We start from the raw sequence: 26,414 nt of genomic DNA, 5'->3' as shown, positions 1-26,414 counted from the left end.
CCGCCCACGGACGGGAGTTGACACTTCTGCGACCGCACAGCCTATCGGGGAGTGATCTTCGTTCTGACCGCCGGTTCCCGGTTGGTCGCCAAAGGCAGGCAAGATGGTTGGGTGACCCTCATCGATCAGCTCCCCGCGTCCCCCGATCCCGACAACCTCTTCGAGGCGTTCTCGTCGTGGACCGAGGAGCGGGGCATCGCCTTGTACCCGGCCCAGGAAGAGGCGCTGATCGAGGTGGTCTCCGGGGCCAACGTGATCCTTTCCACCCCCACCGGTTCCGGTAAGAGCCTGGTGGCCGCCGGAGCGCACTTCACCGCGCTCGCCAACGACCAGGTCACCTTCTACACCGCGCCGATCAAGGCGCTGGTCTCGGAGAAGTTCTTCGACCTGTGCAAGATCTTCGGAACCGAGAACGTCGGCATGCTCACCGGCGACGCGTCCGTCAACCCGGACGCCCCGGTGATCTGCTGCACCGCCGAGGTGCTGGCGTCCATCGCGTTGCGGGACGGCCGGGACGCCGACGTCGGCCAGGTGGTGATGGACGAGTTCCACTTCTATGCCGAGCCGGACCGCGGTTGGGCCTGGCAGATCCCGCTGCTGGAACTGCCGCAGGCGCAGTTCCTGCTGATGTCGGCGACGCTCGGCGATATGTCGCGGTTCGAGCAGGACCTGACCCGGCGCACCGGGCGGCCGACGACCGTGGTCCGCTCGGCGACCCGGCCGGTGCCGCTGAGCTACGAGTACCGCTCGACGCCGATGACCGAGACGCTCACCGAGTTGCTGGAGACCCACCAAGCACCGGTCTACATCGTGCACTTCACGCAGGCGGCGGCGGTGGAGCGGGCGCAGGCGCTGATGAGCATCAACATGTGCACCAGGGCCGAGAAGGACGCGATCGCCGAACTCATCGGCAACTTCCGCTTCACCACCAAGTTCGGCCGGAACCTGTCGCGTTTCGTGCGGCACGGGATCGGCGTGCACCACGCCGGAATGCTTCCCAAGTACCGGCGGCTGGTGGAGCGGTTGGCGCAGGCCGGACTGCTGAAGGTCATCTGCGGCACCGACACCCTCGGCGTGGGAGTCAACGTGCCGATCCGCACGGTACTGTTCACGGCGCTCACCAAGTACGACGGCTCGCGGGTGCGGGTGCTGCGGGCCCGGGAGTTCCACCAGATCGCCGGACGCGCCGGACGCGCGGGGTTCGACACCTCGGGCCTGGTGGTGGCGCAGGCCCCCGAGCACGTCATCGAGAACGAGAAGGCGCTGGCAAAGGCCGGTGACGACCCGAAGAAGCGCCGCAAGGTGGTGCGCAAGAAGGCGCCGGAGGGCTTCGTCAACTGGTCCCAGCAGACCTACGAGAAGCTGATCGCCGCCGAACCCGAGCCGCTGACCTCGCGTTTCCGGGTCACCCACGCGATGCTGCTGTCGGTGATCGCCCGGCCGGGCGACGCCTTCGAGGCGATGCGCCGGTTGCTGGAGGACAACCACGAACCGCGCGCGGCCCAGTTGCGGCACATCCGGCGGGCCATCGCGATCTACCGCTCGCTGCTGGACGGCGGAGTCGTCGAGCGCCTGCCTGAGCCGGATGCGGAGGGCCGTATCGTCCGGCTCACCGTGGACCTCCAGTCGGACTTCGCGCTCAACCAGCCGCTGTCCACCTTCGCGTTGGCGGCCTTCGACCTTCTGGACCCGGAGTCCCCCTCGTACGCGCTCGACATGCTCTCGGTGGTCGAGTCCACGCTGGACGACCCGCGCCAGATCCTCGCCGCGCAGCAGAACAAGGCACGCGCCGAGGCAGTCGCCCAGATGAAGGCCGACGGGGTGGAGTACGAGGAGCGCATGGAACTGCTCCAGGACGTGAGCTACCCCAAGCCCCTGGAAGAGCTGCTGTTCCACGCCTACGGCGTCTACCGCAAGAGCCACCCCTGGGTCGGCGACCATCCGCTGTCGCCCAAGTCCGTGGTGCGGGACATGTACGAGCGGGCGATGACCTTCACCGAGTTCACCTCCCACTACGAACTCGCCCGTGCCGAAGGCATCGTGCTGCGCTACCTGGCCAGCGCGTACAAGACGCTTGAGCACACCGTGCCGGAGGACCTCAAGTCCGAGGACCTTCAGGATCTGATCGCATGGCTGGGCGAGATGGTGCGCCAGGTGGACTCCAGCCTGCTTGACGAGTGGGAGCAGTTGGCAAACCCACAGGAGGAGACGGCGGACGAGGCGGCCGACCGCGCCGACCAGGTCAAGCCGGTGACATCCAACGCCCGCGCCTTCCGGGTGCTGGTCCGCAACGCGATGTTCCGCCGGGTGGAGCTGGCCGCGCTGGAGAAGTACGAGGAACTGGGCGAGCTGGACGCCGAGACCGGCTGGGACGCCGACGCCTGGGCGGACGCCATGGACGCCTACTGGGACGAGTACGAGGACCTGGGCACCGGACCGGACGCGCGCGGCCCGAAGCTGCTCCAGATCGAGGAGGAGCCGCAGCACGGACTGTGGAAGGTCCGGCAGGTCTTCGCCGATCCCCAGGGCGACCACGACTGGGGCATCAGTGCCGAGGTCGACCTGGCCGCGTCCGACGAGGAGGGTCGTGCCGTAGTCCGGCTCACGGATGTGGGCCAGTTGTAACCGTGGGAGGTGAAGGTACGCTGACGCCGCCTGAGTTCGCCCCGAGGGAGTCCCGATGACGAATCCCGCAGAACGGCTGGTCGATCTGCTCGATCTGGAGAAGATCGAGGAGAACATCTTCCGTGGCCGCAGCCCGCAGGAGCGGTTGCAGCGGGTGTTCGGCGGACAGGTCGCGGGGCAGGCGCTGGTTGCCGCTGGGCGCACCACCGACGGGCAGCGTCCCGTGCACTCGCTGCACGCGTACTTCCTGCGGCCGGGCCGGCCTGGTGTGCCGATCGTGTACCAGGTGGAACGGGTGCGGGACGGGCGGTCGTTCACCACTCGGCGGGTGGTGGCCGTCCAGGAGGGGCGCACCATCTTCAATTTGACCGCCTCCTTCCATCTTCCCGAGCCGGGTTTCGAACACCAGCTACCGATGCCCTCGGTGCCGGATCCCGATCAACTGCCAAAGCTTCCGGACGAGTTGCGCACTCACCTGGGCACCCTCCCGGAACCACTGGAGAGGATGGCCCGGCGGCAGCCCTTCGACATCCGGTACGTGGAGCGGTTGCGCTGGACGGCGGAGGAGATCGAGGGGGCCGAACCCCGCAGTGCGGTGTGGATGCGGGCCGTTGGACCGCTCGGTGACGATCCGCTGGTGCACACCTGCGCCGTGACCTACGCGAGCGACATGATGCTGCTCGATGCCGTACGGGTCCCGGTGGAGCCGTTGTGGGGCCCGCGCGGCTTCGACATGGCCTCCTTGGACCATGCGATGTGGTTCCACCGCCCGTTCCGCGCCGACGAGTGGTTCCTGTACCAGCAGGAGTCCCCCATCGCCACGGGCGCCAGGGGCCTGGCTCGGGGCCAGATCTACGACCGCGAGGGCAGGCTCCTGGTCTCCGTCATGCAGGAGGGGCTGTTCCGCAAGGTGGGCAACTGAACCAGCGCCTCGACGGAGCCCGTCGCGCTGGCTCAGCGGACGTCGATGCTGAACGTCCGCGACACCAGACGCACCTTGGGGTGCTTGTCCTTCGGGGACGAGCCCTCCACGAGCGCACCGCGGAACTGCACGACGCCCCGGTGCTGGGCTCGTATCGACATGTTGATCCCGCCCCCGCCGTTGTAGTCACCGTGTGAGCACCTCAGCGTCCGCCAACTCCCGTGGCCGGAGCGCTCCTGTATGCAGAACCTGTTGTAGGTCGAGTTGTCGTCGTCGCCGTTGCCGGTGAGGTGGATCAACTTGCCCACGCGTACGTCGTGCGGTCCGGCTGAGAAGTAGATGTCGGACTTCGCCCAGGCCGAGGTGCTGGCCAGGCCGATCGTTGAGATACCGACGGCGGCGATGACGGCGGCACGCAGGGTGCCGCGGCTGCGGTTGAACATCAGCTTCCCTTCGCTGAATCAGGTGGTCAGACGGACTGGGTACCGGCCAGGGCGACCTCCCCGTTGGCCAAGGCCCGTACCGTGAGTGGTCTAGTCCGTGTAGCTACACAGACAGCGGAAGCACAGGCTCCGTTGCGCCCCCGTCTGTCACCGTTCCGCAACAGGCCCCACCCGTTCCGTACTCCGCCGCGCCCGCACGCGTCCTTCGCCCGTTCTATGGAGCAACCGCAGCCATGGCCTACGCGACGAACCCGCGCGCTCCAGCGGCGCCGGCCCGTCCGGCGGCAAAGGCACCGGGGGTGCGGTGCGCGCCCTGTCCAGCGCATGCCCCAGGCAGAGCCTGGCGAACAGGATCTCCTCTGGGTCGTCGGCCGTCAGATGGGACTCGATCACCGCACGCGGGGCGTAGATCCCCGGCCTGCCGGGCGACAGAGTCGGTAGCAGTTGGCGCAGACGCTCCCGCTCCCGGCGATCCGGCACCTCCCGCGCCGTTTGCTCCGGGCCGAGCAGCGCCGCCCACACGGCCGCCTCCTGCCAGGCATCGGTGGCATCGGCGACCAGCCGTTCGACACACCGGGACCGCCAGCCGCGCGCCCGTAGATCACCGCCCGTCTCGATACGCGCCCGCAGTTCAGCTGGCAGCCGTCGCCCCAGCAGGTGGCGGTTGAGCGCACCGAACTCCGCTACCTCGCAGGCGAGGTAGAGCCACACCACGACCTGGTACCGGTTGACGTACCAGCGCGCCGGACGGAAACAGCCCGCTCTGGCCAACTTGCCGAACCGGTCCCGGCTGACGCCCAGCAACTCCGCGCCCGCTTCCGTTCCGACCAGGCGCAGCCTGTCACGCAACGTGTCCGGAAAGCCGTCCTCGGCGCGCAGACGCTCCAGTTCCGTCCGGCTCACCATCCGGTGTTCGCCCAGCGCTCCGCGATGCTCGCCCGGCACCGTACGTACCTCACCAAGCTGCACCGCCAACTCGAACTCCCTTTGGTTCAGGCCCAGTTCATCTCGTGCGACGGAAGGACCACACACGGTATCCGGCCACTCCCCCGTGATCCCCATCTGCTGCCCAGCGACGCCCATGACGAATCCCCCTTTTGTCGGCCGTTCCCCAACGACCCCTCGATCACTGTCGGTAACCACGATAGCCCCGTGCGTGGACAGCGCGGCGAGCCTGTGGATAACTCGAATCCGGCGCGCGACGTCGGTGCGTTCACGCGTCACGCGCACATCGATCGGAGCGGCGAGGGGCCACGTCGAGTACGGGCAGCGTCGCGGCCCAGCGAGCGGTCACCCGAACCACCGCACACGGCGCTCCCAAGGCGACAGCGGCCTGGCAGGGCGAAACGGACTGGAGGAAGCACGGAGAGCCCGCTCCCTCGGCTGAACTCGCCTACGTCTAGAGGGACTTCAGCCCATCGATGACATGCCGCAGCACGCCGACATCCGGCTGCTCACCCGAGATGTCCGGTGGGACCACATGGATGCGCCCCGCATCCAGCAGGTCGCCGAGCAGAACACGGACCACCGCTACCGGAAGGTCCGCCTCGGAAGCCAACTCGGCGACCGAGCGCGGCTGCCCCACACACCGTTCCAGCAAGGCGAGGTGGTCCTCGCCGAGGGCATCGCCGCACGCCTCGGTCCCGGTCCCGGGATCGGCGGCCAGGACCGTGATCAGTTCGATGTCGGCCGCCGCCGCGTCGGGCTGGGTGCGCCCGCGGGTGACGGTGTAAGGGCGGACCATCGGCCCTGCCTCGTCGTCGTACCAGAGCGCGCCCGATTCACCCGGCAGCCGGTCCACCTCGGGTCACGTCCCGGCGGGGTCGTCGGTGGCTCGGGGGGCGACGCCGAGGTGTTCGCCGACTCGGTGCACCAGCAGCGTCATCTCGTAGGCTATCTGCCCCACATCGGCCCCGGCGCCGGTCAGGACGGACAGACAGCTTCCGTCGCCAGCGGCGGTGACGAAGAGGAACCCGTCGTCGAACTCGATCATCGTCTGACGCACCACCCCGGCCCCGAAGTGCAGCCCGGCGCCCTTGGCCAGACTGTGGAAGCCGGCCGAGACTGCCGCCAGATGCTCAGCGTCCGCTGCCTCCAGATCGCGGCTGGCGCCCGTCACCAGCCCGTCACTGGACAGGACCAGGGCGTGCTTGACGGACTCGACACGATCGGTCAAGTCGTCCAGCAGCCAACCGAGTCCGGCCCGGTCCCCCGAGGTGGTGGCACTGTTCACGGTGATCCCCCGTCTTCTTCTCTCGACTTCTGTACGGCGGCCAGCCCCGAGCGCCCACGGGCGAGGCCTCGTGCGTAGGCCGCGTAAGTGGAACGAGCCGCCTCTGGCGATCGTTCCCTGTCCGTCCCGACTGTCACGTCTTTCCCGTCCACCCCAACTGTCCTGTCTGTACCGTGCCCCTGGGACTCCTCGCCGGTGAAACCAGGGTGGTCGTGCACGGTTCGCTCATGAGTGGGCGGCTCGTCGTGCAGACGCCGCGCCGGACCGCCCTTGGGCACCCGTCCCCTGGGTACCCGTAGCGGCAGCCCGGCCGCGGTGGTGGTGCGGGTGTCCGGTGCGCTGGCCCTCGCTGCGGCTGGCACGGCCACAGGCTGACGGCCCCTGCCCTCGCGCGCGCCGTCCCTGACGCGGCTCGTGCGATCACCCTCCCCGCCGACGCGTTCGCCCTCCCGTACGACAACTTCCCCCGCGCCACGCTCTTTCACACGACCCGCGCGCACACCGACCGTTTCCAGCCGTTGCTCCGTACCGTCCGGGCTCTCCCGATGCTCCTCGGCCGGAGCCAGCAGTTCCAGGGGCAGCAGGACGACGGCGGCCGTGCCCTGTTCCTCGGTGCGGTGCAGCGCGACCCGCACACCATGGCGGGCCGCGAGCCGTCCCACGGTGAACAGGCCGAGCCGGTCGGTCTCCGGCAGGTCAACGGTGTCGGCGGCGATGCGCAGTTCCTGGTTGGCCTCGGCGACGCGCTCCACGCTCATGCCCAGACCGTGGTCCTCGATCCGGATGGCCAGCCCGTCGGAGACCTCCTCGCAGCCGACCTCCACGCTGGTGTTCGGCGGCGAGAAGGCGGTGGCGTTCTCCATCAACTCGGCCAGCAGATGCAGCACATCGGCGACCGCGGCACCCGCCAGGGCCGTCCTGGGCAGCCTGTGCACCACGATCCGCCGGTAGTCCTCCACCTCGCCGACCGCCGCCTGGACGACCTCCACCAGCCGTACCGGCCGCCGCCACGCCCGCCCAGGAGCGTTACCGGAGAGGATCAGCAGCCCCTCCGCGTGCCGCCGCATGCGCGTCGTCATGTGGTCGAGCCTGAACAGGTCGGCGAGTTCCGCCGGATCCTCGGTGCGCCGCTCCATGGCGTCCAGCAGCGTCAACTGCCGGTGCAGCAGCACCTGGCTGCGCCGGGCCAAGGTGGTGAAGACCGCGGAGATCCCGCGCCGCAGCCGGGCCTGCTCGACCGCCGCGCCCACCGCCGCCCGCTGTGCCACTCCGAACGCCCTTCCCACCTGGCCGATTTCGTCGTCGCCGAGTTCGTCGTCGGTGAACTGCCCGGTGTCGTCGGCGCCGGTCACGTCATCGACGGGGGCACCCTCCCGCAGCCGCCGCATCACCTCGGGCAGCCGCCGCCCCGACAACTCCTGGGCGGCGTCCCGCAACGCGGTGAGCCGTCCGGCGATCTGGCGGCTGATCCGCAGCGAGATCAGCAGTGAGCCGACGACCGCGCCGAGCCCGGCGAGGCTGACGCCCGCGGCCCTGGCCAGTACGGTCATGCCCTGGGTGTGCGCCTCATCGCCGACGTGCCGGGCGGCCTGGTCGTCGATGGTCTCCAGTTGCGCCAGCGCGGCGTCCGCGGTCTGCCGCCACTGCTGGACGCCGAACCCGGTGGCGACGGTCAGCGGGGCCGCGGTACGGGCCGACTCCTCCAGGGAGTACAGCGACCAGCCGACACTGCCGTTCTCGAACTCCTGGAGCTTCGCGCTGTCGGCGGGCGGCAGTTCGGGCGCGTAGATCTCGTGCAGCAGTTTGCGGCCGTCAATGGTGCCGATCAGGTCGCGGTACTGCCCGTCGGTCATGCCGTTGGCGGCGCGACCGCCCGCGACCATGGCGTCCTCCTGGGAGAGCAACTCACGGGCCCTGGCGAGTTCGACCACCACCGCTCCCATCCGGGCCACTTCACCGGTCTGGAGCTCGGTAAGGGACCCGCACAGCCGGAACCCCGGGTCGATCAGCGCCGAGTAACGGTCCAGGATCTGCGACCAGTTGGTGCGCCGCGCGGTGACCTGTTGCCGTAACCGGCCGAGTCCGTCCACCCCGTTGAGCAGGTCGTCGACGCGCGCCTTCTGGTCGGCGGTGAGGGTGGGACTGTGACGGCGCCACCGGGTGTGGTCGCGCAGCACCGCGAGGCGCTGATCCGTCGCCCGCTGCGCAGCGACCAGTTGGCGGGCTTCCCTGGTGCCGCCGGACGCCACGTACTCAACGGCGGTGCGGCGCTCCTGTTCAAGCCCCTCCACCAGCTCGGTGGTCGGCGTGCCGTAGTAGTGGTACGCCGCGGAGACCCGGATGAGCGCCCAGGCACCGCGTACGGTGGTGAAGGAGCTGTACGTCCACAGCGCGGCGAGCGAGACCATGGGCACCAGGAGCAGTACCAGGAGCTGCGTGCGGATGGTGCGGGGGCGCAGGCGCATGGTCGGGAGGATCCTCGGTAGCTGGCGGCGCGCGGAACGAGCGGAGCCGCCGCCCCACGGGTTCTTCGCGGGTTCATCACAGACCCGCCACAGGCCGGGGTGCCGCGTGCGGTACCGGGTCCGTGCGGGACCCGCACAGTCTGGTACGGACTTCCCCTTGGAACCCCGTGACTGTGACATGTCACAACTGATCGTCTCGTCGGCGGGACTCGTCACACTCGTCCGAACACGTTCGGCCGTCGCCTGATCATGGCAGCATGAGGCCCGCAGCCGACCGCGAGGAGCCGACCGCCATGCCCCACGACATGAACAACGACCCGGCGAGCGTCCGGGCGTTCTTCGGCGGCAAAGCCGACACCTGGGACAGCAAGTACCCGGACGACACGCCCGTTTACGAAGCGGGCGTCGCCGAACTGGGGCTGCGCACCGGGCAGTCGGCTCTCGACGCGGGCTGCGGCACCGGCCGGGCACTGCCCGCACTGCGCGCCGCCGTCGGCGCGAGCGGCGTCGTCATCGGTGCCGACCTCACTCCCGAGATGCTGAGCGCCGCAGTACGGGCCGGACGCGACCGCGTCGCGCTGCTCGTGGAGGCGGACGCGGCCCGGCTGCCGCTGCGCGACGGCCGCCTCGACGCGGTCTTCGCCGCCGGGCTCGTGCACCACCTGCCCGATCCGGCGGCGGGGCTGCATGAGTTCGCCCGGGTGTGCCGCCCCGGGGCGCGGCTCGCCCTCTTCCACCCCATCGGGCGCGCCGCACTAGCCGCCCGCCGGGGACACTCCCTGTCCGACGACGACGTACGCGCCGAACCCAACCTGCGCCCGCTGCTGGCCGCCACGGGCTGGCGGCTGACCAGGTACGACGACGCCGAGGACCGCTACCTCGCCCTGGCCGTCAGGCTGGACGGCTGACCCTGCCCGGCTCGCGGCAGGCAAGCCTCGGCCACCGGAGTACCGGGGGCGGCGGCATGGGCGCGCCGGGCCCGGCGTCCCCTTGACGCGGACCCCGCGGAACAGGCGGACGAAGTGACCACGGCGCGGCACGGCCAGCAGGCCAGCTGTGGCGGGGCTCGGGGATGAACGGTTCCCCCCGGAGTGGAGTCGGCGGCTCATTAACCCTCGACTCCGCTGTTACCTGCTGGTTAAGGTGCGCGGACGACTCTGGCGGACGGACCACGACCGGGAGACTCAGGTGTCCGGAGACGACGACGCGCTCTATGTGCTGACGGCCGTGATGTTGACGCCCGCGCAGTTCCCCGGCGCGCTTGGCGACGACTATCCGGCGGCCTGCGCGGCACTCGGTCTCCGGCCGGTCACCAGAGGGTACGGGCTGGTGCTGGGCCAGGACGGCAACGGTGCGCGGTGGACGGTGGTGACCCGTGACACCGCGCTGGTCGCGCTGGCCATCGCCACCTGGGACTGCGGGATGGCGTACGACCTGTCTCCCGGCGATCGGGACATCGTCGTCTCACTGCCCGGCTGGCCGCTGACCCTGGCCGTCTCGGCGCCGGGGCTGGCCGAGCCGCACGACCCGCCTCAGGAGGAGGGTGACCGTCCGCCGCTCGTACCGCCGGACACCGAGCAGTGGGGGCCCGCCCAACGTCGCCTGGGCGCCGACGAGATCGCGTTGCGGTGGCACACCTGGCGGTCGCAGGTCGACGACGAGGACTTCGCGGCACCCGGCGAGGGGCGCAATCCCGCGGTACGTCGTGTGCTCGCCGAGGCCCAGGCGTACACGGACGACCCTCCGCCGCCGGGCCGCATACGGTCCTCCTACGCGGAGGGCGGGGCGCGTTCACTGCGCGCGGACGGCCCGGGGTGGAGCATCGTCGCAAGGACGGACGACATCGCCTTCGTACTGCTGGACGACAAGCCGGGCGAGGTACTGCCCGTCGGGCGGGGGCCCGAACTGCCCGCCCTCCTTGAGGCGTTGGACAAGCTGGCGGTTCGAATCGACTGAGTGGCGAGCTCTCCGGGGCCTCGCCCCCGGAACCGGCCTCGGTGCCCGCATCCTCAACTTCCTGCAACGCTTGCCTGGCTGACTTGGCATCACCTGTGCGCCGACAACATCAGCCGCGCCGATCCGCAATGCAATGTCCGAATCGGTGTACGTTCGCCACGGCTCAACCGGAGCCGTTTGATTCGCCTTACCGGCACGTTGCCCACCCGACACCTGGTCAACACCCGCTCTACACAAGTCCATCACACCGCAGACTTGTCAGGTAAACGTCAAGTGAATCCTCACGCGAGACACTTTTACGCCACCCATACGCCACTCCACACTGGCCATATGCGAATGCCTCTACGCGCGTTGCTTTCCCGCGGTTCCGCGATGATCCTCGCCGGAACGATCATTCTCGGCCCCACCACCGTGCTGGCCGGACCCGCGCAGGCGGCCACCGCCGCGCCCGCCGCCTCGACCGTGGCGGTGCAGCCCTTCGACGTCGGCACGGTGTGCCAGTCCGCCCTGCCCAGCCAGGCCGACGACACGCTCAACCTGATCGCCCAGGGCGGGCCGTACCCGTTCTCCAAGGACGGTGAGGTCTTCGACAACCGGGAGGGCGTCCTCCCGTCGGAGTCGTACGGCTACTACCACGCGTACACCGTGATCACCCCCGGCGCGAGCACCCGCGGTGCCCGCCGCATCGTCACCGGCGACGACGGCACCGACTACTACACCGCCGACCACTACGCCTCGTTCAGCCAGATCGACTTCAGCTGCTGAAGTACCTGTCCCCCCACACGCCCGAACGGGTCTGTCCGACTGATGAGCATCAGGCGGCCAGACCCGTTCTGATGAGCGGCCTCACTTGTCGGCGGTGAGTTTTCCGCCCGAGCCCCAGCTGTCGGCGGGCGTCTCCTGGATCCAGACGGACACGGTGTCGGCCGGAACCTGGTAGGCGTCGACGAACGCGTCCGTGATCCGGCGCACCAGGTCGCGCTTGAGCTCGACGCTACGGGGACCCTGCTGCACGATGACGTTGGGCATGGCGTGCTCCTTCAACTCCCCCGGTGGCTTCCGGCTGTTCCGGGCCGCTCACCGGCATGGCCCCAGTTCATCGCGGCGGACGACCGGCACCAAGGCGCATCCGGCACTCACCGCGATCAGTGGACGTGATCGTCCGTCCAGCGCACACGCGCCCGTGCGCACGCCTCCAGCAGGGCCTGCGCATGCCGTGGCGGCCGGGCGCGGGGCAGCACGAGTCCGGTGGTGATGGTCAGCCCCGGTGACCTGAACGGCACGAACGCCACCCTTGGTGCCCTCAACTGGGCGGCGTGCGCGGCGTACACCACGGTCCACATGGGGGTCCCGGAGCCGATCGCCGCCAGGGTGTCCTGCAGCGCGGTGCTGGGTGGCCCGGGGATCGGCTCGAACCCGGCGTCCCGGCATGCGGAGAGCACCAGGTCCACCAGGGGCGGGTTGTTGCGGCGCGCGGTGAGCCGCAACGGCAGCGCGGCCAGTTCCTCCCACGGCAACTCGTCGCGGACGGCGAGCGGGTGTGCCGCGGGAAGCACCGCGACGAGCGGCTCCTGCCAGACCGGGACGATCCGCAGCCGCTCGTCCTCCTCCTGCTCACCGCGCACGAAGGCGGCGTCCAACGCGCCCTGCGCCACCTGTTCCAGGCGCTCCCTGGTGGGCACGTAGCGCAGGTCGACACCGGCTTGCGGAACGAGTTCGCCAAAGGCGGTCAGCACATCGTCCAGCCGCTCCCCCATACCCGTGCTGGTGCCGATCCGCAGGCTGTCCCGCTGGACCGCCAACTCCTCGGCCACGACCGCCCGCGCCCGCTCTGCTGCGGCCAGCACCGCCCGTGCCTCCGGCAGCAGTCGGGTACCGGCCGGAGTCAGCCGTACGTGCCGGGGCGAGCGGTCGAAGAGTTCGACGCCCAGTTCACGTTCCAGCCGCCGGATCAGCTGACTGACCGCGGGCTGCCCGATGTGCAGCCGTTCCGCCGCGCGACCGAAGTGCAACTCCTCGGCGACGGCGGTGAAGTACTGGAGCTGGCGTATTTCCACTGTCGGTTCCTCTGGTCAACGGCTGGTCGGCGCTGGTGTCCTGGTGGGTGTGCCGGACGCCACCGACCGTACGTGCCGAGGTTGCGCCAGCCGCGGGGGCCGCTCTGCTTGGATGGCGTCATGGCTGTTGAGGGACGCTCGGCGGACGAGTTGCTGGACATCGTGGACGAGAACGACCGTGTGACGGGGCAGGCGCCGCGCGGTGAGGCGTACCGGAAGCGGTTGCGGCACCGCTGCGTCTTCGTGCTCGCCCGCGACCCCCAGGGGCGGATCTTCGTCCATCGCCGCACCCCGAACAAGCTTGTCTTTCCGTCGCGTTACGACATGTTCGTCGGTGGCGTGGTCGGCGCGGGCGAGAGCTACGACGAGGCGGCGCTGCGTGAGGCCGAGGAGGAGCTGGGCGTCCAGGGGCTGCCGCAGCCGTCGCCGGTGCTGCAGTTCCTGTACGAGACCGCCGAGCACACCTGGTGGTCGAGGGTCTACGAGGTGGAGTGCGCCCTACCTGTTCATCCGCAGGCCGAGGAGGTCTCCTGGCACACCTTCCTCACCGAGGAGGAGTTGGAGCGCAGGCTTCCGGAGTGGGAGTGGGTGCCGGACGGCCTGGAGGCCTACCTCCAGCTCCAGGCCGTACGCAGCGGAGAGGGCGCGGTCGGCGGCAGCGCCGACTGAGCCGGCTAGTGCGCGGGCTCCTCGGCGGCGCGCATACCGTGGTCCCACTTCTCCTCGATGCGGGCGAACTTCCATACCGCGAGCGCCACGACCCAGGTGACCACGAACAGCCCGACGATCCAGAAGCCCACGGTGTTGAGGTCGACCGAGCCGACCCAGTCCCAGAACGGGCCGGTCAGCGAGAGCTTGTCGCCGAGCAGGCCGAGCAGTTCGACGCCGCCGATGATCAGCGCCACGGCGATCGACAGGCCGGTGATGGTGAGGTTGTAGTAGACCTTGCGGACTGGCTTGGAGAAGGCCCAGCCGTAGGCGAAGTTCATGAACGAGCCGTCGATGGTGTCCAGCAGCGACATCCCGGCCGCGAACAGCACCGGCAGGCAGATGATCGCGTACCAGGGCAGCCCGGAGGCGACCGAGCCCGCGGCCATCACAAGGAGGCTGACCTCGGTGACGGTGTCGAAGCCGAGGCCGAACAGGAAGCCGATCGGGTACATGTGCCAGGGCTTGCGGACCGCGCCGGTGGTCTTGCCGAGGATCCTGTTCATGAAGCCGCGCTTGTCCAACTGCGCTTCCAGTTCGGCCTCGTCGTACTCCCCGCGCCGCATGCTGCGGAACACCCTGACCAGGCTCATCAGGACCACCAGGTTGATGGCGGCGATCAGCACCAGGAAGAAGCCGGAGACCAGGGTGCCGATCAGGCCGCCGACGTTGTGCAGTTGGGAGTTGTCGTCGGCCAGGCCGGTGCCGACGGCCTTGATGCCCAGTGCGAGCAGGAAGGTCAGCCCGAAGACCACGGAGGAGTGGCCGAGGGAGAACCAGAAACCCACCGACAGCGGCCGCTGGCCGTCGGCCATCAGCTTGCGAGTGGTGTTGTCGATGGCCGCGATGTGGTCGGCGTCGAAGGCGTGCCGCATGCCGAGGGTGTACGCGGTCAGCCCGGTGCCCAGTCCGAAGGCGCCGGTGCCGAGCTTGTAGTGCTCCGGAGCCACGAAGGCGGTCAGGATGCCGAAGCCGACGATGTGCAGCAGCAGGATGAACCCGGCCATGCCGCCGAGTCGCGCCCACTCGGCGCGGGTCAGCGACTGGCGTATTCGACTCAGGGACGGGGCTGGCTGGATACCGGTCGTGGCCATGGGTCGGTCCCCCTGTGCGTCGGTGCGTACGGTGCGCGAGCGCGGCTCCTGCACAGCTCGGCTGCCGTCAGGGCGCTGTCGACATTGAATCGCTGCTGCACATTACCTGCAATAACGAGCTACTGGCAGCACCGGGGGCGCGTTGGGGCGCTGTCAGGGCGCGAGGATGTCCAGTTCACGCAGTGCGCCGACACAGATCTCCCGCATCAGCCGCTCCGCGACCTCGGCGTCCCTGGCCCGTACCGCCTCGGCGACCTGGACGTGCAGGGTGACGGCCGCCGGGTCGGGGGCGCTGAACATCACATGGTGCTCGGTACGGCCGGTGAGCACCTCGGCGACCACATCGCCGAGGCGGGCGAACATCTCGTTGCCGGATGCCTCAAGCACCACCCGATGGAAGGCCACGTCGTGCACCAGGTACTCGCGCAGGTCCCCGGCCCGGCCCGCGGCGGCCATCTCAGCGGCGAGCGCGGTGAGGCTGCCGCACTGGCCGGGGTCAGCGGCCACGGCAGCGAGCCCGGCGGCGACCGGTTCCACGGCGGTGCGCAGCATGGTCAGTGAGCGCAGTTGGCGCGGCCGGTCGGGTCCGGCGAGGCGCCAGCGGATGACGGCGGGGTCGAAGACGTTCCACTCCTCGGTGCGGCGCACGGTGATACCCACCCGGCGCCGGGTCTCGACCAGGTGCATCGCCTCCAGGACCCGGACGGCCTCGCGGACGACGGTGCGCGAGACGCCGTAGCGCTGTTCCAGTTCGTCGATGCGCAGCACGGTGCCCGGCGGATACTCCCCGGAGGCGATGGCTGGGCCGAGTTCGGCCAGTACGCGGGCGTGCAGACCGCCTTCGCCCGGCCGGGCTTCCTGCTGAGGCATGGGGGACAGCTTATTCCGTCAGCACTCTCGTATGACTTTTATGTCACAGGCTCTTGAATAAGTAGTACCTATGGCGTTTATTGAACGCGTCATTCAGAGGAAGAGGTTTCACGCGGATGTCACACATGGTCGTCGTCATGGGGGTGTCCGGTTCGGGCAAGTCCACCGTGGGCGGACTGCTCGCGGAACGGCTGGGAGTCCCCTACGCCGAGGCGGATGACTTCCATCCGCCCGCCAACATCGCCAAGATGTCGGCCGGACATCCGCTGGACGACGCCGATCGGGCGCCCTGGCTGGACGCCATCGCCGCCTGGATCACCGATCGCGGCCGCGAGGGCGGAGTGGTGAGCTGCTCGGCGCTCAAGCGCAGCTACCGCGACCGGCTGCGGGCCGCCGCGCCCGACCTCTTCTTCGTCCACCTCGACGGGCCACCGGAGTTGATCGCCTCGCGGCTCGCGGCGCGCATGGAGCACTTCATGCCCGCCGGGCTGCTGCGCTCCCAACTCGAAGCACTGGAACCGCTGGAGCCCGACGAGGCCGGCGCCGTGATCACCATCGACGGCGGCCCGGCACAGATCGCCGAGCGGGCGTTCGCCGCCCTGCCCGACTAGCCCGACCCTCCCCGTCCCCGCGTCCTACGGAGTTCTCATGCCCGCACTCAGCGTCGAGCTGCTGGCCGCGACCCCGGCCCCGCCGCCGATCACCAGCGCAGGTGACACCCAGCTCGGCATCGCCGCGCTGGCCGGCATCGCCGTGATCGTGCTGCTGATCACCCGCTGGAAGATGCACGCCTTCCTGGCGCTCACCATCGGCTCCGGCGTGCTCGGCGTGGTCGCCGGAGCACCGCTGGCGAAGGCGATCACCAGCTACACCACCGGCCTCGGCGCGACGGTCGCGAGCACCGGTGTGCTGATCGCGCTCGGCTCGATACTGGGCAAGCTGCTGGCCGACTCCGGCGGCGCCGACCAGATCGTCGACACCGTCCTGGCCAGGACCGGGGAGCGGCGGCTGCCGTGGGCGATGACGCTGATCGCGGCGCTGATCGGGCTGCCGCTGTTCTTCGAGGTGGGGATCGTGCTGCTGATCCCCGTCGTGCTGCTGGTCGCCCGGCGCGGCAACCAGTCGCTGATGCGGGTGGGCATTCCGGCGCTGGCCGGTCTTTCGGTCATGCACGGTCTGGTGCCACCGCACCCCGGGCCGCTGGCCGCGGTTGCCGCGATCCACGCGGACCTGGGTACGACGCTGGCGCTCGGCGTGCTGGTCGCGATCCCGACGGTGATCATCGCCGGTCCGCTGTTCGGGCGGATCGCCGACCGGTGGGTCGAGGCCACGCCGCCGGAGAACCTGACGCCCACCCGGGCCTCCGACGACCTGGCGCGACGGCCCGGATTCGTGCCGACGGTGTGCACCATGCTGCTGCCGGTGGTGCTGATGCTGGCCAAGGCGCTGGTCGACGTGCTGGTGAAGAACCAGGGAAGCCTGGTCTACCGGATCTTCGACGTGATCGGCACTCCGCTGGTGGCCCTGCTGGCCGCGGTGGTGCTGGCCATGTTCACGCTGGCGCGCCCGGCCGGGTTCTCCAAGGAGCGCATCTCCGCGACCGTTGACCGGTCGCTCGGCCCGATCGCCGGCATCGTGCTGATCGTCGGTGCGGGCGGCGGGTTCAAGCAGGTGCTGGTCGACGCCGGGATCGGCCAGATGATCCTCAACTGGTCGCACGGCTGGCACATTTCGCCGCTGCTGCTGGCGTGGCTGATCGCGCTGCTGATCCGGGTCGCCACAGGCTCGGCGACCGTGGCCACGATTTCGGCTGCCGGACTGGTCGCCCCACTGGCCACGGGGATGAGCACGACGCACACGGCACTGCTGGTGCTCGCGGTGGGCGCCGGTTCGCTGTTCTTCTCCCATGTGAACGACGCGGGCTTCTGGCTGGTCAAGGGGTACTTCGGGATGGACGTCCCGCAGACCCTGAAGTCCTGGTCGGTGATGGAGACGGTGATCTCCGTGGTGTCGATCGTGTTCGTGCTGGCGTTGTCAGTGGTGTTGTGACTCCCCGGGGTGTGGGGCGGTCGCCCCGCACCCCGGCTACCAGCGAGGTACGGCGGGGGTGGTCCAGGCCGGGTCGGCCTTGCGCATGGCGGCGGAGTCGTCGCGGTCGCGCAGGGCGCCGTCGTCGTCCAACCACCGCTGGTGCAGGGCCTTCAGGGCGGTGCGGTCGAGTGCCACGCCCAGGCCGGGGGCGTCGCTGACGGTGAGACGGCCGCCGTGGAAGGTGTGCCGGGCGGTGATGACGTCCTCGGTCTGCCACGGGTAGTGCGAGTCGCAGGCGTAGCCGAGGCCGGGGACAGTGGCCGCGACATGGGTCATCGCGGCCAGGCTGATGCCCAGATGGGTGTTGGAGTGCATGGACAGGCCCACTCCGAACGTCCGGCAGCCGGCGGCCAGTTCCCGGGTCCGGCGCAGCCCGCCCCAGTAGTGGTGGTCGCAGAGCACGACCTGGACGGCGCCCCTGGTGAACGCCTCGGGGATCTCGGCGAACGTCGTCACGCACATGTTCGTGGCCAACGGCATCCCCGCGGACTGGGCCACCCGCGCCATACCGGCGGTGCCGCTCGTCGGGTCCTCCAAGTACTCCAGTGTGCCGACGAGTTGACCGGCGACATACCGCGAGGTCTCCACCGACCAGGCGCCGTTGGGGTCCAGCCGCAGCGGACGCCCGGGAAACGCCCGGGCCAGCGCGCGGATGGCGGCGATCTCGTCGTCGGGCGGGAGGACGCCGCCCTTGAGCTTGAACGAGGCGAAGCCGAAGTCCCGTACGAAGCGCCGGGCCTGGGCCACGATCCCCTCCGGGTCCAGCGCCGCGCCCCAGTCGTCCAACGGCGCACCGCTGACCGGGTGTTCGGCCCAGCGGTAGAACAGGTAGGCGCTGTACTCCACCCGGTCCCGGACCTTCCCGCCGAGCAGGGCGTGCACGGGGACGCCGAGCGCCTTGCCGAGGGCGTCGAGGCAGGCGACCTCGAAGCCGGAGACAACGGACAGCCGCAACTTGTGGGCCGTCCGCACCCCGCGCAGCCCACCGGTGTCGACGGAGTCGGACACCCCCTCCGGCTCGCCGCACACCGTCTCGGCCAGGGTGAACAGGCCGTTCAGATGCATGACCGACTGCCCGGGCAGGGCGTCCGCCAGCGGACGTGCCAGGTCCAGATAGCAGGTGTCGCCGTACGTCTCGCCGACACCTGTGATGCCGTTCGCCGTGACCACCTCGACGATCAACCGCGGGGTGTACGGCTGGTGGACGCCCTGGGTGTTCAGCAGCGGCGGATCGGCGATCAGCACCGGGGTCAGCCGTACCTCGGCGATGGTGAGCGCCGAGGTACCCCCGACAGCCGTCTGTATATGTGAATGACGTTCACCCATAGAGCCAGAGGCTAGGCGCCTCCCGAAGTGGGCGTCAATGGCACCCACTTAATGCGCGCCTCCACCCGGTGCCGCACCGCCTTACATGTGCGTGCCGCCGTCCACCCTGATCTCGGTGCCCGTGATGAAGGCGCCGTCGTCGGACGCCAGCATCGCGACGACCGAGGCCACCGTCTCCGGCGGCGCGAAGCCCTCGCCGACCGCCGGGAGCAGCTTGGACAGCAGGCTCCAGTCGGTGTCCTCCGGCAGACCGGGGTCGGCGGTCATGCCGGACTGGATGCTGCCGGGCGCGACACAGGCCGCGCGCAGGCCCTGCTTGCTGTACTCCAGCGCCAGCGCGTGGGTGAAGGACTGGATGCCGCCCTTGCTGGCCGCATAGGCGGCCATGTACGGGTGCGCGAACGAGGCGGAGGTGGAACTGAAGTTGATGACCACGCCCCGGCCGCTGTCCAGCAGGGCGGGCAGTGCGGCGCGGGTGACCAGGAAGGTGCCGGTGAGGTTGACCCCGATGATCCGGTTCCAGAACTCCAGCGTCATCTGGTGGGTGTGCGAACTGCGCAGGATTCCGGCCGCGTTGACCACGACGTCCAGGCCGCCCAGACCGGACACCGCGTCGCCGACCACCCGCTCGACGGACGCCTCGTCGGCGATGTCCAGCGCGACGGTGGTCAGTCGCGCCGCCAGCCCGTCGGCCTCGGCGCGCTCCGCCGTCCGCTTCAGGCCGTCCTCGCTGATGTCGGCGGCAGCCAGGGTCGCCCCCTCGGCCAGCAGCCGTAGCGCGGCCGCCTGCCCGATGCCTGACCCCGCCCCGGTGACCAGCACTTTCCGCCCGTCGAATCGGTTCATCGCGTTCCCTCCCTGTGGCCGGATACCGGCCACCCCAATCGGCTCGATCTTGATCGCGGCACGAAGGTAGCGGATGCCCGCGAGACTTAGAACACGTTCTCTTCACCGCCCTTACGGCGATCCCCTCTGGACGCCATACCGACTGGTCGGCATGATGGCCGGATGACCACGACTGACAATCCCCCCGGCCTGGATCTGGAGCGGTTGCGCGCATACGTGGACCGCGAGCGGCCGGGCCTCGTCACCGGACCGCTCACCGGGCGGCTGATAGAGGGCGGTCGCTCGAACCTCACCTACGCCGTGACCGACGGCGTCTCCCGCTGGGTGGTGCGCAGGCCGCCGCTCGGACACGTGCTGGCCACCGCGCACGACATGGGGCGCGAGTTCACCGTACTGACCGGACTGCACCCCACACCGGTACCGGTGCCGAGGCCACTGCTGCTGTGCCGGGACGAGACGGTGCTCGGGGCGCCGTTCTACGTGATGGAACACGTCGACGGAACGCCGTACCGCACCGCGGCGCAGCTCGCCCAGATCGGCCCCGAGCGCACCCGCGAGGTGGTGCTGGGCCTGGTCGACACGCTGGTGGACCTGCACGCCGTGGATCCGGCCGGAGCCGGGCTGTCGGACTTCGGGCGCCCGGAAGGCTTCCTGGAACGGCAGTTGCGCCGCTGGGACAAGCAACTCGCCGCCTCCCGCAACCGGGAGCTGCCCGGCATCGACGAGCTGCGGGACGGGCTCGCCACCCGGCTGCCGGCCTCCGGCGCGCCCACCGTGGTGCACGGTGACTACCGGCTGGACAACGTACTGGTCGGCCCGGACGGCCGGATCCGCGCGGTCCTCGACTGGGAGATGTCCACCCTCGGCGATCCGCTCACCGACCTGGGTCTGCTGGTCATGTACAGCGAGCGGCTGCCGGTCGAGGACTCTCCGGTCGCCACCACCAGCGGCGCCCCCGGCCACCCCGAACCCGCGGAACTCGTCGCCCGCTACGCGGAGCGCTCCGGACGGGACGCCTCCGCGGTCGCCTGGTACACCGCGTTCGCCTACTTCAAGCTCGCGGTGATCCTGGAGGGCATCCACTACCGCTTCACCCTCGGCCAGACCGTGGGCGCGGGCTTCGACCGCATCGGCACCCTGGTCCCGGCCTTCATCGACCGTGGGCTCACCATCCTCAGCGAGAAGGACTGAACGGCATGGACTTCGGATACGACGCGCGCACCGAGGAGTTGCGGCGGCGACTGCTGGCCTTCATGGACGAGTTCGTCTACCCGGCGGAACCGGTCTTCGCCCGGCAGCGCGCCGAGGCGGACGACCCCTGGTCCCCGCCTCCGGTGGTGGCGGAGCTGAAGGCCGAGGCCCGTGAGCGCGGCCTGTGGAACCTGTTCCTGCCGGGCGAGAGCGGCGGCGGACTGACCAACCTCCAGTACGCGCCGCTCGCCGAAATCACCGGCCGCAGCCCGCACTTGGCGCCTCCCGCCCTCAACTGCGCCGCCCCCGACACCGGCAACATGGAGGTGCTGAACGAGTTCGGCACCGAGGAGCAGCGCAAGGCGTGGCTGGAACCGCTGCTCGCGGGCGAGATCCGTTCGGCGTTCGCGATGACCGAGCCGGATGTCGCCTCTTCTGACGCGACGAACATCGAAACCCGGATCGAGCGTGTCGGTGACGAGTACGTCATCAACGGCCGCAAGTGGTACATCTCCGGGGCGATGAACCCCAACTGCCGGATCTTCATCGTCATGGGCAAGACCGATCCGTCGGCGGACCGGCACCGCCAGCAGAGCATGGTCCTGGTGCCACGGGACACACCCGGTGTCGAGGTACGGCGCGGAATGCGGGTGTTCGGCTACGACGACGGTGACCACGGCGGCCACGCCGAGGTGGTCTTCCAGGATGTGCGCGTACCGGTGACGAACCTGATCGGCGAGGAGGGCGGCGGCTTCGCCATCGCCCAGGCCCGGCTCGGCCCCGGCCGGATCCACCACTGCATGCGGCTGATCGGGATGGCCGAGCGGGCGGTCGAGTTGATGTGCCGCCGCGCCGTGGCCCGGTCCGCCTTCGGCAAGCCGATCGCCGCGCAGGGCGTGGTACGGGAGTGGATCGCCGAAGCGCGGGTGGAGATCGAGCAGTTGCGGCTCCTGGTGCTGAAGACGGCGTGGCTGATGGACACGGTGGGCAACCGTGGGGCCCACACCGAGATCCAGGCGATCAAGATCGCAACTCCGGCGGCCGTGCAGCGGATCGTGGACCGGGCGATCCAGGTACATGGGGCGGCCGGGGTCAGCCAGGACTTTCCGCTGGCGGAACTGTGGGCCGCGGCGCGGACGTTGCGGCTGGCCGACGGGCCGGACGAGGTGCACAAGAGGTCGCTGGCGCGCCGGGAGCTCCAGCGGTACGTGTGACTCCCGCCCGTCCGCCCTTTTCCGGGGGGCTTCGCCCCCCGGGCCGTCCCGTCGCCGCCGCTGGCGCGGCTTGTCCTCAGCCGCCGGACGGGCTCATTTTCAGAGCTCGTCCGGCGACTGAGGAGACAGTCAGGCCGTGACGATGACCAGGCGGCCCGTCGTCGTGCCGTCGGCCACCCGTTGTACGGCGTCCGCCGCTGCCCCGAGCGGCAGACGCTCCGTGACCAGCGGCTTCACCTTCGACCCCGCTGCCAGGCGGGTCAGTTCCCGGTGGCAGTGGTGGATCGCCGCCGGGTCGTGGGTGTTGTACAGGCCCCAGTGCAGGCCCAGGATCGAGTAGTTCTTGACCAGGGCGTGGTTGAGGCCGGGGGTGGGGATGGTGCCGCTGGTGAAACCGACCACCACGATGCGGCCCTCGAAGGCGACGCACTTGGTGGAGCGGGCGTACGCCTCGCCGCCCACCGGGTCGTAGACCACGTCCGCGCCGCGCCCGCCGGTCGCCTCCTTGACGACGGCGACGAAGTCCTGCGTACGCCGGTCCACCACGACGTCGCAGCCCAACTCGGCGGCCACGGCGGCCTTCTCCGGGCCGCCCACCACGCCGATCACCGAGGCGCCGGCGGCCTTGCCCAGCTGTACGGCGGCGCTTCCGACGCCGCCCGCCGCCGCGTGCACCAGCAGAGTCTCACCGGCGCGCAGCGCCGCCCTGCGGTGCAGCCCGAACCAGCCCGTCTGGTAGCCGATGTGCAGCGCGGCGGCCTCGGCGTCGTCGAGGGACTCGGGCGCGGGCAGTACGGTCGCCGCCTTGACGACCGCCAGCTCGGCGAACGCCCCGCCGGGCGGCGTGGCCGGGGCGATCACCCGGGCGCCGGGCTGGAGTCCGGTGACACCAGGGCCCAACTCCCGTATCTCCCCGCACAGTTCGACGCCGGGGGTGAACGGCGACTCGGGGCGGATCTGGTACTGGCCCCGGCACAGCAGTGCGTCGGGGAAGTTCACGTTGGCGGCGCGCACCCGCACCAGCACTTCACCGGGCCCGGGTACCGGGTCGGGGACCTCTTCGAGGCGCATGGCCTCCCGCGGCTCCCCGGTCTCGTGTACGCGCCATGCCTTCACAGGGGGTTCTCCGTAACCTCAGGGCCGCCGTACCGAGTACAGCAGCAGATCTGCGAACTCCGAGGCCACCTGGGCGGCGGACAGCGGTCCGCCCTCGCGGTACCAGGTGCCCAGGTGGTGGACCGAGCCGAAGAAGTAGTCCACGACCAGGTCGGGGCGCAGCTCGGGGCGGAAGGTGCCCTCCCGCTGCCCCTCCTCGACCAGTGCGCGGAACCGCTCGTGGTAGCGGCGGCGTTCGGCCCGAACCGCCTTCTGCTTCTCCGGGCTGAGCTGGTGCATCGACCGGAAGAAGATCTTGGTGTCGTCCAGGTTCTCGATGCTGGTCACCACGACGTCGGCGGCGGCGCGGTGCAGCCGCTCGGTGACCGTCCCGGTACCGGAGGCGATCTCCTCCAGTCGTTCGGTCTGTAGTCGCAGTACCCGTGCGTACACCTCGTGCAGCAGGTCGTCCTTGCTGCCGAAGTAGTGGTAGAGCGCGCCCTTGGTCACCCCGGCGGCCTCCACGATCTCCTGGACGGAGGTGCGGTCGAAGCCCCGGTCGGCGAAGAGGCGGGTGGCCTCGGCCAGCAGCCGTTGCGGAACCGTGGCCGCCTTGGTGTCGCCGCCGTCTGCCATGGCCGTTCCCTTCCTCTGCGTACCCGCGAATGGACTGCCAGCGTACCGACCGGTACGCGGCTAGCCGCGCCGTTGACCTGGTAGCCCGCGCAGCTCACGGCGCAGGATCTTTCCGCTGGTGTTCTTGGGGAGTTCGGCCAGGAGCTCGACCTCGCGCGGGTACTTGTACGCCGCGAGCCGGTCCTTGCAGTACGCCACCAGTTCGCAGGAATCCACCGAAGCACCGGGTTTGAGGCTGACGTACGCCTTGACGGTCTCGCCGCGGTAGGGGTGGGGTACGCCGACGACGGCCGCTTCCCGTACCGCCGGATGGGTGTAGAGCACGTCTTCGACCTCGCGTGGCCATACCTTGAATCCGGAGGCGCTGATCATGTCCTTCTTGCGGTCCACGACGTAGAGCCAGCCCGTCTCGTCCATGAACCCGATGTCGCCGGTGCGCAGTTCACCGTCCGGAAGGGTGGCGGCCGACTCCTCGGGCCGCCGCCAGTAGCCGGGCACCACCATGGGGCCGCGCACCGCGATCTCGCCGTGCTCGCCGAACGGCACGTCGCCGCCGGTCTCGTCGACGATCCGGATCACGGTGTCGGGGCCCGGCACGCCCACCGCCAGCGTCCCGGAGACCGGATCGACCGGGGCCTCCTTGCCCGGCGGCACGCTGGCGCAGGCGCCGGTGCACTCGGTGAGCCCGTACCCGTTGCGCACGTAGTGGCCGTAGCGCCGCCGGAACTCCTCGACCACCGCGGGCGGCAGCGGTGCGCCGCCGGAGCTGAGCCACCGGAAGGAGGCGAAGTCGTCGGCACTGGTGTCCGGCCGGGCCATCAGCGCGATGTAGGCGGTGGACGGCCCGACCATGTAGGCGGGCCGGTGCTCGCGGATGGCGTCGAGCACCACGCCCGCCTCGAACCGGTACGCCATGGCCAGGGTGGAACCGCCGGTGAGGGCGGCGGCGAGTTGCGAGACCATCCCGCTGATGTGGAACAGCGGCGCCAGCGCGAAGATCACGGCGCCGTCGGGCAACTGGAGGATCCGGCACTGGCGTTGGGCGTTGTAGGCCATGTTGCCGTGGGTGTTGCGCGCTCCCTTGGGCACTCCGGTGGTGCCGGAGGTGTAGGTGATCAGCGCGGCGTCGTCGGGGCCGAGCGCCGGTTCGGGCACCGGTGTGCCCGCCGAGGCGCGGGCGGCCAACAGGTCGGTGGCGTCGTCGGGATGGCTCCCGGCATCGGTCGGCAGCACCCGGTGGTCGTCTCGGCTTTGCAGGTCCAACTCGCTCGTGGTCAGCGCGATGTGGACCGCCGAGTCGGCGACGGTCTCCCGGATGTACGCGCTCCAGCCGCGCTCATGGCAGACCAGCGCCGTCGCCTGGGCGTCCCGCAGCACGTGGCCGAGTTCCCGGCTCTTGTACATGGGGCTGACCGGCACCGCGATGCCGCCCGCCTTCCAGGTGGCGAGCAGTGCGAGGACGAACTGCGGGGTGTTCTGCAGCGCGATCGCGGTGCGGTCGCCGGGCCGGAAGCCGTGTGCCAGCAGGTGGTTGGCGATGCCGTCGGAGAGCGCGTCGGCCTCGGAGTAGGTCAGCCGTCCGTCGAAGTAGACGAGTGCGGTGCGGTCGGGGACGCGCCGGGCCGACGCACGGAACGCGTGCAGCATGGTGGGCGGCGGATCGACCGGGGCGATGTGTTCGGCGCTGAGGTGCTGGAGCCAGGGTTTGTCCGCGTACCTCACGCCTCACCGTCCTCCAGGTGCCGCTGCAGCTTGTTCATCCCGCCCAGCCAGCGGTCCGGGTCGCTTGCGCGGTTGGTGTAGAACTGGGCGACTTCCGGGTGCGGCAGGATCAGGAAGCGGTTGTCGGCGATTCCGGCGAGCACGGCCTCGGCCACCTTCTCCGGCTCGATGGCCGTGGGCGCGAGCACCAGTTGCCCGGCGGCGCCGGTGCCGTCCAGCATGTCGGTACGCACGCCCTGCGGGCAGACAGCGTGCACCTGGACGCCGCGGTGCCGGTAGGTCAGCGAGAGCCACTCGGCGAAGGCGAGCGCGCCGTGCTTGGTCACCGAGTAGGGGGCCGCGCCGATCATGGTGAGCAGTCCGGCGGCGGACACCGTGGCGACGAACCTGCCCTGGCCGCGCTCCAGCCACTCCGGCAGCAGTGCCCGCGCGGCGCGCACATGGGCCATCACGTTGACGTCCCACGCCAGCGCCCAGTCCTCCTCCGACGCCTCGGGGCCGCCGCCGGTCGGTACGCCCGCGTTGGCGCAGTAGACGTCGATCGGCCCGTCAAACGCCGTGCGGGCCTTCCGGATCAGTTCGCCGACCCCGTGCTCGCTGGCGGCGTCGCCGGGGACGGCCACCGCGCCCAGTTCCTCGGCGACGGCCCGGGCGGCGTCCGCGTCCAGGTCGTTGACCACCAGGCGGGCGCCCTCCGCGGCGAATCTGCGGGCCAGGGCAGCGCCGATGCCGCGTCCTGCGCCGGTGACCACAATCCGTGTGTCCTGGTGCGCGCCCACGCCGGAGTCCCTTCGGTTGGTCGGATCTGCGACTAGCGCTCGCATACTAACCAGTCGGTATGGGATCGGGAAGGGGTGGGATTCCCGGACAGCTGGCCGGAACAGTATCTTCCGGCGGTAATGGGTGTAGCTCACACTGGC

At 70.2% G+C, this 26,414-nt stretch carries 25 protein-coding genes; 10 read left to right on the top strand and 15 right to left on the bottom strand.

What is annotated here, in order from left to right:
• The first annotated feature begins 111 nt into the window (after positions 1-111).
• The gene (locus tag O5O46_RS16705; protein WP_269856228.1) at positions 112-2,625 is read left to right on the top strand and encodes a DEAD/DEAH box helicase; all 2,514 of its coding nucleotides are present in this window, start codon (positions 112-114) and stop codon (positions 2,623-2,625) included.
• Positions 2,626-2,680: 55 nt separating this feature from the next.
• Entirely contained in the window at positions 2,681-3,547 is an 867-nt protein-coding gene (locus O5O46_RS16700; RefSeq protein ID WP_269856227.1) for an acyl-CoA thioesterase, read from the top strand.
• Positions 3,548-3,579: 32 nt separating this feature from the next.
• On the opposite strand, the gene O5O46_RS16695 is transcribed toward O5O46_RS16700, so the two are convergent.
• The 5 genes from O5O46_RS16695 to O5O46_RS16675 form a co-directional block, all read right to left on the bottom strand.
• Positions 3,580-3,990: a hypothetical protein gene (locus tag O5O46_RS16695; protein WP_269856226.1), complete on the bottom strand. Its 411-nt coding sequence runs from the start codon at positions 3,988-3,990 to the stop codon at positions 3,580-3,582.
• Between the two features lie 147 nt (positions 3,991-4,137).
• A complete protein-coding gene (locus O5O46_RS16690) occupies positions 4,138-5,052 on the bottom strand; it encodes a DUF6397 family protein (protein ID WP_269856405.1) in 915 nt (304 codons plus the stop codon).
• Positions 5,053-5,389: 337 nt separating this feature from the next.
• Entirely contained in the window at positions 5,390-5,734 is a 345-nt protein-coding gene (locus O5O46_RS16685) for a DUF742 domain-containing protein (RefSeq protein ID WP_333482388.1), read from the bottom strand.
• Between the two features lie 63 nt (positions 5,735-5,797).
• Positions 5,798-6,223, bottom strand: coding sequence for a roadblock/LC7 domain-containing protein (locus O5O46_RS16680; protein ID WP_269856224.1), 426 nt, complete (start codon positions 6,221-6,223; stop codon positions 5,798-5,800).
• Complete coding sequence (locus O5O46_RS16675) at positions 6,220-8,688, bottom strand: sensor histidine kinase (RefSeq protein ID WP_269856223.1); 2,469 nt, start codon at positions 8,686-8,688, stop codon at positions 6,220-6,222. Before O5O46_RS16675 ends, O5O46_RS16680 begins: the two co-directional genes overlap by 4 nt.
• 305 nt (positions 8,689-8,993) lie before the next feature.
• On the opposite strand from O5O46_RS16675, the gene O5O46_RS16670 reads away from it, so the two are divergent.
• From O5O46_RS16670 to O5O46_RS16660, 3 genes are all read left to right on the top strand, one after another.
• A complete protein-coding gene (locus tag O5O46_RS16670; protein WP_269856404.1) occupies positions 8,994-9,596 on the top strand; it encodes a class I SAM-dependent methyltransferase in 603 nt (200 codons plus the stop codon).
• A gap of 322 nt (positions 9,597-9,918) precedes the next feature.
• Complete coding sequence (locus O5O46_RS16665; RefSeq protein WP_269856403.1) at positions 9,919-10,644, top strand: hypothetical protein; 726 nt, start codon at positions 9,919-9,921, stop codon at positions 10,642-10,644.
• 330 nt (positions 10,645-10,974) lie between these two features.
• A complete protein-coding gene (locus tag O5O46_RS16660; protein WP_269856222.1) occupies positions 10,975-11,409 on the top strand; it encodes a ribonuclease in 435 nt (144 codons plus the stop codon).
• 81 nt (positions 11,410-11,490) lie between these two features.
• On the opposite strand, the gene dmpI is transcribed toward O5O46_RS16660, so the two are convergent.
• Together dmpI and O5O46_RS16650 are read right to left on the bottom strand one after the other, a co-directional pair.
• Complete coding sequence (dmpI, locus tag O5O46_RS16655) at positions 11,491-11,673, bottom strand: 4-oxalocrotonate tautomerase DmpI (RefSeq protein ID WP_269856221.1); 183 nt, start codon at positions 11,671-11,673, stop codon at positions 11,491-11,493.
• 116 nt (positions 11,674-11,789) lie between these two features.
• Positions 11,790-12,701 carry a LysR family transcriptional regulator gene (locus O5O46_RS16650; RefSeq protein ID WP_269856220.1) on the bottom strand — a complete coding sequence of 304 codons (912 nt, stop codon included), beginning with the start codon at positions 12,699-12,701 and terminating at the stop codon, positions 11,790-11,792.
• A 120-nt stretch (positions 12,702-12,821) separates the two neighbouring features.
• On the opposite strand from O5O46_RS16650, the gene O5O46_RS16645 reads away from it, so the two are divergent.
• A complete protein-coding gene (locus O5O46_RS16645) occupies positions 12,822-13,370 on the top strand; it encodes an NUDIX domain-containing protein (RefSeq protein WP_269856219.1) in 549 nt (182 codons plus the stop codon).
• A 5-nt stretch (positions 13,371-13,375) separates the two neighbouring features.
• Here the strand turns inward: O5O46_RS16645 and O5O46_RS16640 are convergent, their stop codons facing one another.
• Together O5O46_RS16640 and O5O46_RS16635 are read right to left on the bottom strand one after the other, a co-directional pair.
• Positions 13,376-14,503 carry a HoxN/HupN/NixA family nickel/cobalt transporter gene (locus tag O5O46_RS16640; RefSeq protein ID WP_269856218.1) on the bottom strand — a complete coding sequence of 376 codons (1,128 nt, stop codon included), beginning with the start codon at positions 14,501-14,503 and terminating at the stop codon, positions 13,376-13,378.
• Positions 14,504-14,656: 153 nt separating this feature from the next.
• Entirely contained in the window at positions 14,657-15,373 is a 717-nt protein-coding gene (locus O5O46_RS16635; RefSeq protein WP_269856217.1) for a FadR/GntR family transcriptional regulator, read from the bottom strand.
• 116 nt (positions 15,374-15,489) lie between these two features.
• Between O5O46_RS16635 and O5O46_RS16630 the strand changes: the two genes are divergently transcribed.
• Positions 15,490-15,984: a gluconokinase gene (locus O5O46_RS16630; RefSeq protein ID WP_269856216.1), complete on the top strand. Its 495-nt coding sequence runs from the start codon at positions 15,490-15,492 to the stop codon at positions 15,982-15,984.
• Between the two features lie 37 nt (positions 15,985-16,021).
• Positions 16,022-17,422, top strand: a complete 1,401-nt coding sequence (locus tag O5O46_RS16625) for a GntT/GntP/DsdX family permease (RefSeq protein WP_269856215.1) — start codon at positions 16,022-16,024, stop codon at positions 17,420-17,422.
• Between the two features lie 36 nt (positions 17,423-17,458).
• On the opposite strand, the gene O5O46_RS16620 is transcribed toward O5O46_RS16625, so the two are convergent.
• Together O5O46_RS16620 and O5O46_RS16615 are read right to left on the bottom strand one after the other, a co-directional pair.
• On the bottom strand, positions 17,459-18,790 hold the full coding sequence (locus O5O46_RS16620) for an enolase C-terminal domain-like protein (protein ID WP_269856214.1): 1,332 nt from the start codon (positions 18,788-18,790) through the stop codon (positions 17,459-17,461).
• Between the two features lie 81 nt (positions 18,791-18,871).
• On the bottom strand, positions 18,872-19,636 hold the full coding sequence (locus O5O46_RS16615; RefSeq protein WP_269856213.1) for an SDR family NAD(P)-dependent oxidoreductase: 765 nt from the start codon (positions 19,634-19,636) through the stop codon (positions 18,872-18,874).
• 162 nt (positions 19,637-19,798) lie between these two features.
• Here O5O46_RS16615 and O5O46_RS16610 point away from each other — a divergent pair, with 162 nt between their 5' ends.
• Positions 19,799-20,827: a phosphotransferase family protein gene (locus tag O5O46_RS16610; RefSeq protein WP_269856212.1), complete on the top strand. Its 1,029-nt coding sequence runs from the start codon at positions 19,799-19,801 to the stop codon at positions 20,825-20,827.
• 5 nt (positions 20,828-20,832) lie between these two features.
• Positions 20,833-22,041 carry an acyl-CoA dehydrogenase family protein gene (locus O5O46_RS16605; RefSeq protein ID WP_269856211.1) on the top strand — a complete coding sequence of 403 codons (1,209 nt, stop codon included), beginning with the start codon at positions 20,833-20,835 and terminating at the stop codon, positions 22,039-22,041.
• A 129-nt stretch (positions 22,042-22,170) separates the two neighbouring features.
• Here O5O46_RS16605 and O5O46_RS16600 read toward each other — a convergent pair whose 3' ends face one another.
• Genes O5O46_RS16600 through O5O46_RS16585 form a run of 4 tightly spaced genes read right to left on the bottom strand, consistent with a single transcriptional unit; the run spans position 22,171 to position 26,273 of the window.
• A complete protein-coding gene (locus tag O5O46_RS16600; protein ID WP_269856210.1) occupies positions 22,171-23,157 on the bottom strand; it encodes an NADPH:quinone oxidoreductase family protein in 987 nt (328 codons plus the stop codon).
• Between the two features lie 18 nt (positions 23,158-23,175).
• On the bottom strand, positions 23,176-23,772 hold the full coding sequence (locus tag O5O46_RS16595; protein WP_269856209.1) for a TetR/AcrR family transcriptional regulator: 597 nt from the start codon (positions 23,770-23,772) through the stop codon (positions 23,176-23,178).
• 60 nt (positions 23,773-23,832) lie between these two features.
• Positions 23,833-25,494: an AMP-binding protein gene (locus O5O46_RS16590; protein ID WP_269856208.1), complete on the bottom strand. Its 1,662-nt coding sequence runs from the start codon at positions 25,492-25,494 to the stop codon at positions 23,833-23,835.
• The gene (locus O5O46_RS16585) at positions 25,491-26,273 is read right to left on the bottom strand and encodes an SDR family oxidoreductase (RefSeq protein ID WP_269856207.1); all 783 of its coding nucleotides are present in this window, start codon (positions 26,271-26,273) and stop codon (positions 25,491-25,493) included. The genes O5O46_RS16590 and O5O46_RS16585 overlap by 4 nt, the downstream gene beginning before the upstream one ends.
• Positions 26,274-26,414 lie beyond the last annotated feature (141 nt).

This window comes from Streptomyces sp. RPT161, from assembly GCF_027533845.1.
In the GTDB taxonomy this organism is placed as follows: Bacteria; Actinomycetota; Actinomycetes; order Streptomycetales; family Streptomycetaceae; genus Streptantibioticus_A; species Streptantibioticus_A silvisoli_A.
The sequence above is the reverse complement of the archived record's forward strand: the minus strand, read 5'-3'. Positions and strand labels throughout refer to the sequence as shown.

What these genes read in the sequence shown, in the direction of transcription:
- O5O46_RS16700 (WP_269856227.1), top strand. Translation starts at nt 2,681, where the DNA reads ATGACGAATCCCGCAGAACGGCTGGTCGATCTGCTCGATCTGGAGAAG.
- O5O46_RS16695 (WP_269856226.1), bottom strand. Translation starts at nt 3,990, where the DNA reads ATGTTCAACCGCAGCCGCGGCACCCTGCGTGCCGCCGTCATCGCCGCC.
- O5O46_RS16690 (WP_269856405.1), bottom strand. Translation starts at nt 5,052, where the DNA reads ATGGGGATCACGGGGGAGTGGCCGGATACCGTGTGTGGTCCTTCCGTC.
- O5O46_RS16685 (WP_333482388.1), bottom strand. Translation starts at nt 5,734, where the DNA reads ATGGTCCGCCCTTACACCGTCACCCGCGGGCGCACCCAGCCCGACGCG.
- O5O46_RS16675 (WP_269856223.1), bottom strand. Translation starts at nt 8,688, where the DNA reads ATGCGCCTGCGCCCCCGCACCATCCGCACGCAGCTCCTGGTACTGCTC.
- O5O46_RS16670 (WP_269856404.1), top strand. Translation starts at nt 8,994, where the DNA reads ATGAACAACGACCCGGCGAGCGTCCGGGCGTTCTTCGGCGGCAAAGCC.
- O5O46_RS16665 (WP_269856403.1), top strand. Translation starts at nt 9,919, where the DNA reads ATGTTGACGCCCGCGCAGTTCCCCGGCGCGCTTGGCGACGACTATCCG.
- O5O46_RS16660 (WP_269856222.1), top strand. Translation starts at nt 10,975, where the DNA reads ATGCGAATGCCTCTACGCGCGTTGCTTTCCCGCGGTTCCGCGATGATC.
- dmpI (WP_269856221.1), bottom strand. Translation starts at nt 11,673, where the DNA reads ATGCCCAACGTCATCGTGCAGCAGGGTCCCCGTAGCGTCGAGCTCAAG.
- O5O46_RS16645 (WP_269856219.1), top strand. Translation starts at nt 12,822, where the DNA reads ATGGCTGTTGAGGGACGCTCGGCGGACGAGTTGCTGGACATCGTGGAC.
- O5O46_RS16640 (WP_269856218.1), bottom strand. Translation starts at nt 14,503, where the DNA reads ATGGCCACGACCGGTATCCAGCCAGCCCCGTCCCTGAGTCGAATACGC.
- O5O46_RS16635 (WP_269856217.1), bottom strand. Translation starts at nt 15,373, where the DNA reads ATGCCTCAGCAGGAAGCCCGGCCGGGCGAAGGCGGTCTGCACGCCCGC.
- O5O46_RS16630 (WP_269856216.1), top strand. Translation starts at nt 15,490, where the DNA reads ATGTCACACATGGTCGTCGTCATGGGGGTGTCCGGTTCGGGCAAGTCC.
- O5O46_RS16625 (WP_269856215.1), top strand. Translation starts at nt 16,022, where the DNA reads ATGCCCGCACTCAGCGTCGAGCTGCTGGCCGCGACCCCGGCCCCGCCG.
- O5O46_RS16620 (WP_269856214.1), bottom strand. Translation starts at nt 18,790, where the DNA reads ATGGGTGAACGTCATTCACATATACAGACGGCTGTCGGGGGTACCTCG.
- O5O46_RS16615 (WP_269856213.1), bottom strand. Translation starts at nt 19,636, where the DNA reads ATGAACCGATTCGACGGGCGGAAAGTGCTGGTCACCGGGGCGGGGTCA.
- O5O46_RS16610 (WP_269856212.1), top strand. Translation starts at nt 19,799, where the DNA reads ATGACCACGACTGACAATCCCCCCGGCCTGGATCTGGAGCGGTTGCGC.
- O5O46_RS16605 (WP_269856211.1), top strand. Translation starts at nt 20,833, where the DNA reads ATGGACTTCGGATACGACGCGCGCACCGAGGAGTTGCGGCGGCGACTG.
- O5O46_RS16595 (WP_269856209.1), bottom strand. Translation starts at nt 23,772, where the DNA reads ATGGCAGACGGCGGCGACACCAAGGCGGCCACGGTTCCGCAACGGCTG.